The following is a 6,614-nucleotide window of genomic DNA, read 5'->3' as shown; positions in this document are numbered from 1 at the left end:
GCCCGCTACCTGGGCGTCCCGGTGAGCGAGGTGGAATTGTTGCCCTTCGGTGGGGTGACGCGCATTGGCAGCGATCTGGTTCTGGACCCGCTAAAGGAAGTTTATGTAGCGGCGGCCGGGCCTTTATGTAACTTGTTTATGGTTCTTCTGGGCCTGGCCATGAAAAACTACGGCTTATGGCATAATGAACTGGGGCCTTTTTTCCTCCAGTGCAACCTGCTCATTGCCGCCTTCAATCTCCTGCCCGCCCTACCTCTGGATGGTGGTCGGGTTTACCGTGCCAGCCTGGCTGGAAGGATGAGCATAAAGGAGGCCACCTACCGGGCAGCTATCCTGGGACAGGTTTTTGCCGTCGCCGTGGTTCTGCTGGGTTCGCTGGGGCTTTTGTTTGGTGTTACGGGTCTGGATGTTCTGGTGACGGGGCTGTTTCTGTTTTTTGCCGCGACCCGGGAACGTGGCATGGCACCCTACCTGTTCATGAGTCAACTGGCCGGTAAAAAAAGCGAAATTATGAGGGCCGGGGTGCTCCCCGTGCAACCCCTGGTTGCCCTGGAAGATGTCCCCCTGGGTAGTATTGTCAAGCCCTTTCTGCCCCAGAAATTTCACCTTGTGCTGGTTCTTGACCACGAGTGGCAGTATAAAGGATTTCTGACCGAGGCCCAGATTATTGACGGCTTATTGAGCCACGGGGTCGACCTGCCCGTGGGCCGCTTACCTTTGCATCCGCTTTAAGAAGCGTCCATCCAAAGCAGGATGCGGTGCTGTCCTCGTTTTACCCCGGTGCCGGGGTGGACGGGCGCCGCATCCTTAATTATAATATATACTTGTTCTATGTTTACAGCTTCTGGTTAAACAGGTAAAATGATTTTTAAGGTATACCTTCCCGGGTAATAATATAGACAGGAGGAACCCATGATCAAGCTGGAACAGGTACTGCACCGGGTACAAAAGCCGGCCCGCTATGTAGGCGGGGAATGGAATGCCGTATATAAGGATTGGGAGAAGACTGCCGTTAAGGTGGCCTTTGCTTTTCCCGACGTTTACGAAGTGGGCATGTCCCACCTCGGCCTGCAAATTCTTTATCACGTGGTGAACAGCCGGGAGGATGCACTCATGGAGCGCACCTTCGCCCCGTGGGTTGATATGGAGCAGGAGATGCGCAGCCGGGGGATTCCCCTGTTCACCCTGGAATCACGCAGGCCGGTGGCCGACTTCGATATCCTGGCCTTTACCCTGCAATATGAGATGACTTTTACCAATATTTTGAATATGCTGGACCTCGCGGGTATCCCTTTGCGCAGTGAACAGCGGGGTTCGGAGCACCCCCTGGTGATTGCCGGTGGGCCCTGTGCTTTCAATCCCGAACCCCTTGCCAGTTTTATGGACCTGTTTGTAATTGGTGAGGGCGAAGAGGTTTTTAACGAATTGCTCGACCTGTACCTGGAGCTGGGCGGCCAACGGGCCGGGCGCCGGCATTTTTTACGCCGGGCGGCGGAAATCGCCGGTATTTACGTCCCCTCTCTTTACAGGGTGGAGTACCATTCAGATGGGACTCTGGCCGCCGTTGAGCCCGTGGAAGACGGCGTGCCGCCAAAAGTAACGAAACGGGTCATCCGCAACTTCGACCGTGCCCCTTTCCCCGTGAAACCGCTGGTCCCCTACCTGGGTGTGGTTCACGACCGTGGTATGCTGGAGGTTCAAAGAGGGTGCACCCGGGGTTGTCGCTTCTGTCAGGCCGGGGTAATTTACCGTCCCGTACGGGAAAAAAGCCCGGATACTCTCATCCGCCAGGCGAATGAAATTGTCAAACACACCGGATACGATGAGATTTCCCTTGTCTCCCTGAGCACGGCCGACTATTCCCGGGTGCAGGAAGTGGTGCGTACTTTGCTCGACCAGCTGGGGGATATGGGGGTAAGCGTATCCCTGCCCTCACTGCGGGTGGATGCTTTTTCCGTAGCCCTGGCCCGGGAAGTACAGCGGGTACGCCGGGCCAGTCTGACTTTTGCTCCCGAGGCTGGGACCCAGCGACTGCGGGATGTCATCAACAAGGGCGTAACAGAGGAAGACCTCATGGAGGCGGTCTCGGCCGCCTTTGCTGCCGGCTGGCCGGCCATCAAGCTTTACTTCATGATCGGCCTGCCATCGGAACGGGAAGAAGACCTGGAAGGCATTGCCGGGCTGGCCCGGCGGGTACTGGCCCGGGGAAAGGAACTGGGTGTCCCCGGGAACAGGTTGAAAGTAACGGTAAGCGTGTCTTCTTTTGTGCCCAAGTCCCACACCCCCTTCCAGTGGGAGCCCCAGCTGGAAATGGACGAGCTGCGCCGCCGGCAAGCGCTTTTGCGGGGGATGTTAAAACAAAAAGGGTTGGTTTTCCACTGGCACGAGGTCGAAACCAGCTTTCTGGAGGCTGTTCTGGCCCGGGGGGACCGGCGCCTGGACCGGGCGCTGGAAGAAGCCTGGCGGCTTGGCTGCCGGTTTGACGGCTGGTCCGAGTGTTTTGATTTTGCCAGGTGGAAGGAAGCATTTCGCGTGGCAGGTCTGGACCCCGCCTGGTATGCTTACCGCCGTTATGCTTACGATGACCTTTTACCCTGGGATCACATTGAGGCCGGTGTGAGCAGAAAATACCTGGTTCTGGAACACAAAAGGGCCCTGGAGGGGAAGGCTACACCCGACTGCCGTACAGGCAGGTGCCCGGGCTGCGGCCTGTGCCCCACTCTCGAGATAGAACCGGAAGTGCTGGACCGGACAAAGGGTGTGTGCGGATGATGGTCGTCATATCAGGTGGTTTTCTGGCAAGTAAAAATTACAGGAGGTGCCCGCTTTGCCCCGTTACCGGATAGAGTTCAGCAAAGAAGGCCCCGCCCGTTTTATATCTCACCTGGACCTGGTGCGCACCCTCGAGCGGGCCATGCGCCGGGCCGGGCTTCCCCTGGCCTTCTCCCGGGGGTTCAACCCCCATCCCCGTTTCAGTGTGGGGGCGCCTTTGCCAGTGGGGGTTAAGGGAGAAAAGGAATATTTGGACCTGGAGCTGGTGGCCGCCCTCCCGGTGGATGAATTGCTTGAACGATTGAACGGCCAGCTCCCGGCAGGACTTAAAGTGAGCAGGGCGTGGCACATCCCTGATGATGCGCCGGCCTTGATGGCCGTCCTTGAAAAAGCTGCTTACCTGGTGGACGTCCCCCTGACACGGGAGATCTCGCAGGAAGAGTTGCAAAGGAGTATTGACGCGTTGTTTGAGGCTCCCGAAATCACCATTACCCGCCGGGGCGGGGATAACAGGGAAAAGGTTCTGGATATCCGCCCGGGTATTTATGCCCTGTCCGGCCTGCTGGAAGCCGGCTGCGCCAGGCTGAGGATGTGCCTGGCCGTGGGCAGCCGCGGGACCGTACGTCCGGAAGAAGTGGTACGGGTGCTGGCGGAGCGGTTTGGTCTTCCGGTCAAGGACGAGTACCCGTGTGTAGTCCGGACGGGTTTGTACCCGATTGAAACCGGAAAATTCGAAGAGAGGCCAAGTTTGTGAAAGAAGGTTTTAGCTTTGTTCAAGGAAATTGTGGTTAATGCAGGAGAAGAAGAAACCAGGGTAGCGGTACTTGAGGACCGCGTGCTGGTGGAAATGTATATCGAACGTTCCTTCCAGCAGCGTCTGGTGGGCAACATTTTTCGCGGTCGTGTGGAAAATGTGCTGCCCGGCATGCAGGCTGCTTTTGTGGATATCGGTTTGGAAAAGAACGCCTTTTTATATGTTGAGGATGCCCTGCCGCCCCGTTCAGGTAACGGTTTCCACCATCACGGGCTGGGGACCAGCATTACCGATATCCTGAAAAAGGGCCAGGATGTTATTGTCCAGATTGTTAAAGAGCCCATTGGCACGAAGGGTCCGAGGGTGACCACCCATATCACCCTGCCCGGGCGTTATGTGGTTTTAATGCCCACCATGGACTACATTGGTATTTCCCGGCGCATTGAGCACGAGCGGGAGCGGGAAAGGTTGAAAGAGCTGGCCGCCCGCTTGAAGCCTGAAGGTATGGGTCTGATCGTGCGCACGGTGGCAGAGGGGGTTGAAGAGGAAGAGCTTGCCCAGGATGTGCACATGCTCACCAGGCTCTGGCAGAAAATACTCCACCGGGCCGGCCAGGGGCCGGTGCCCAACCTCATCCACCGCGATCTGGAGCTTATCCAGCGTATCCTGCGGGATGCCTTCACGGAAGATGTTGACCGCCTGACGGTGGATTCGCGTTCCGAGTATGAAAAAATCATGGAACTTTTAGATGTCACTTCACCAAAGTTGAAGTACAGGGTTTTTTTAGAAGAAAGGGAGAACATCTTCCAGGATTACGGCATCGAACAGGAGATAGAACGGGCTCTTAAGCGAAAGGTCTGGCTCAAGTGCGGCGGTTACCTGGTTATTGACCAGGCCGAGGCCCTCACCGTGATAGATGTTAATACTGGTAAGTATGTGGGCAGTACCAACCTGGAGGACACGGTGCTAAAAACAAACCTGGATGCGGCGGTGGAGATAGCCCGCCAGCTCCGCCTGCGCAACATAGGCGGGATCATCATTATCGACTTTATCGACATGCAGCAGGAAGGTCACCGGCGCCAGGTTCTAAAAGTTCTGGAAGAAGAAATTAAAAAGGATAAAACAAGGACCAACATTCTTGGTATCACCCAGCTGGGACTGGTTGAAATGACCAGAAAGAAGGTCCGTCCCAGCCTGTCCGAGGTATTGCAGCGTCCCTGTCCTTACTGTGAAGGGCGGGGCAAGGTGCTCTCCGAGGAAACGGTGGGCATCCATTTCAAAAACCGGATTGTTGAGCTTGCCCGGCGTACCGGTGCCGATACCATTCTGGTGGAGGCCCACCCTCTGGTGGCCGCCCGGCTGATTGGCAGCGGGGGTGTCAACCTGCGGGAACTGGAGCAGAAGACGGGCAAAAATCTTTACATCCGCGGCTCCCAGGGGCAGCACATCGAGTCGGTAAGCATCAGGCCGCTTTACAATAAAGAAGAAGTCATTGCCCATACGCTACCTGTCAAGCCCGGGCAGGTGCTGGAGGTGAGGGTGGAAGAACCCCACATTTCCAATACCAACGACGGGATTGCACGTATTGACGGTTTTATTCTGGACATCGAGGGGGCCGGTTCCCTGGTGGGTGAAACGGTGCCCGTCGAGGTGAGCAAGGTATACCGCACTTACGCCCGGGCTAGGCTGGTCAAGTCATAAATTTAAGCAGGCGCCATGACGCTTCCGCCGCTAATAGCGGATAAAACGGGAGCCGAATACGGATGTTGCCTGCTGGATCTTGATACGGACCCTACTTGCGGCATTTGCTTGACAAAACCACCGGTTGTGTTAAAATGTTATACCGTAGGCAGTTCTCGCGCTGCCGCAACCGCTCGGAAGGGGTTCGTAAAGGAGCGAAAAAGTCCTACCTGCTTTCGGCGAGACCTGAAAAAAGGGAGGTTCTATCTTTGTACGCCATAATTGCCACAGGCGGCAAGCAGTACCGTGTATCTGAAGGGGATACCCTTCTGGTGGAAAAGCTGGCAGTTGAACCCGGCGAAGTGGTAGAAATCGACCAGGTGCTGGCCGTGGAAAAGGATGGCGAGCTCCGCGTGGGCAGCCCGCTGGTGGAAGGGGCCAGAGTGGTTTTGAAGGCCGTGCGCCACGGGCGCGGTCCCAAAATTATCGTTTTCAAGTACAAGCCCAAGAAAAACTACCGTCGCAAAAAAGGACACAGGCAGCCTTTTACCGAGGTTGTCGTTGAAAAGATTGAAGCCTGAAATAATTCAAACGAAGTTTTGTTCCGGGAAATCATAGCCGGGCCGGATTTGGCAGGAGGTGAGATTTATGGCGCATAAAAAAGGTGTTGGTAGTTCGCGTAACGGCCGGGATTCCAATCCCAAGTTTCTAGGCGTGAAGCGTCAGGACGGTCAGTTTGTCACCGCCGGGAGCATTCTGGTCAGGCAGCGGGGAACCCGCATTCACCCCGGGCGTAATGTAGGGAAAGGGGGCGACGACACCCTGTTCGCCCTGGTGGACGGTGTGGTTTCCTTCCAGCGCAAAGGCCGCGATAAGAAACAGGTTAGCGTGATTCCGGTGGCGGCAGTCCAGGCTTAGGTAGGAATAGATGCGGGCCAGCAACGGCTGGCCCTTAAATTTTTCTTTATTGTCCCGCCGCCGGGCAGGGATCCATTTTTTTGTATAGAAAAGGTAACCTGTAAAGCATAATACTGGAGGATGGTTGCATGGAACTGAAATCCCTGCTGGAATTTGTCCGCCTTCAGAGGCACGACTTTCTCAACCACCTGCAGGTAATCTCCGGCTTGATTCAAATGAATAAGGGGGAGAAGGCGCGGGAATATATCGTTGAAGTAGCCCGGGAGATGGAACGCCTGGGTAAAATCATTCATTTACAGGTGCCCGAGGCCACTACCGCGTTCCTGGCAGCCCTCGCCGGGGCTTCCAATTTACAGGTCGAACTTGATTACCACATTGAATGCAATCTGGCTGATTGCCCTGTCCCCGGGGTACGGGTGGGTGAGGCCCTGGAAACAGCCCTTCTGGAGGCCATATCCTGCCTGTCGCCTCCGGAGATTGCAGACCGCCG

At 56.1% G+C, this 6,614-nt stretch carries 7 protein-coding genes; all 7 read left to right on the top strand.

The window, feature by feature from the left end; translation table 11 throughout:
* Positions 1–732, top strand: a 732-nt coding sequence (locus ACPLUI_RS09420) for a M50 family metallopeptidase (protein ID WP_424660008.1), incomplete at its 5' end; no start/stop codon positions are given.
* Positions 733–912: 180 nt separating this feature from the next.
* Complete coding sequence (locus ACPLUI_RS09415) at positions 913–2,772, top strand: TIGR03960 family B12-binding radical SAM protein (protein ID WP_424660007.1); 1,860 nt, start codon at positions 913–915, stop codon at positions 2,770–2,772.
* A 55-nt stretch (positions 2,773–2,827) separates the two neighbouring features.
* A complete protein-coding gene (locus tag ACPLUI_RS09410) occupies positions 2,828–3,526 on the top strand; it encodes a TIGR03936 family radical SAM-associated protein (protein ID WP_424660006.1) in 699 nt (232 codons plus the stop codon).
* A gap of 15 nt (positions 3,527–3,541) precedes the next feature.
* On the top strand, positions 3,542–5,227 hold the full coding sequence (locus tag ACPLUI_RS09405; RefSeq protein WP_424660005.1) for an Rne/Rng family ribonuclease: 1,686 nt from the start codon (positions 3,542–3,544) through the stop codon (positions 5,225–5,227).
* 248 nt (positions 5,228–5,475) lie between these two features.
* Positions 5,476–5,787 (top strand): 50S ribosomal protein L21, encoded by a 312-nt coding sequence (gene rplU, locus ACPLUI_RS09400; protein WP_424660004.1) that lies wholly within the window; start codon positions 5,476–5,478, stop codon positions 5,785–5,787.
* A gap of 67 nt (positions 5,788–5,854) precedes the next feature.
* Positions 5,855–6,124 (top strand): 50S ribosomal protein L27, encoded by a 270-nt coding sequence (gene rpmA, locus ACPLUI_RS09395; RefSeq protein ID WP_424660003.1) that lies wholly within the window; start codon positions 5,855–5,857, stop codon positions 6,122–6,124.
* Positions 6,125–6,252: 128 nt separating this feature from the next.
* Positions 6,253–6,614, top strand: a 362-nt coding sequence (locus tag ACPLUI_RS09390) for a Spo0B domain-containing protein (RefSeq protein ID WP_424660002.1), incomplete at its 3' end; no start/stop codon positions are given.

The sequence above is a fragment of the Desulfofundulus sp. genome (genome assembly GCF_049701015.1).
Lineage (GTDB): Bacteria > Bacillota > Desulfotomaculia > Desulfotomaculales > Desulfovirgulaceae > Desulfofundulus.
This window is presented reverse-complemented; position numbering and strand designations above follow the sequence as displayed.

Bases quoted from the DNA above. Each gene is read 5' to 3' on its own strand.
- rpmA (WP_424660003.1), top strand. From the start codon at position 5,855: ATGGCGCATAAAAAAGGTGTTGGTAGTTCGCGTAACGGCCGGGATTCC.
- ACPLUI_RS09415 (WP_424660007.1), top strand. From the start codon at position 913: ATGATCAAGCTGGAACAGGTACTGCACCGGGTACAAAAGCCGGCCCGC.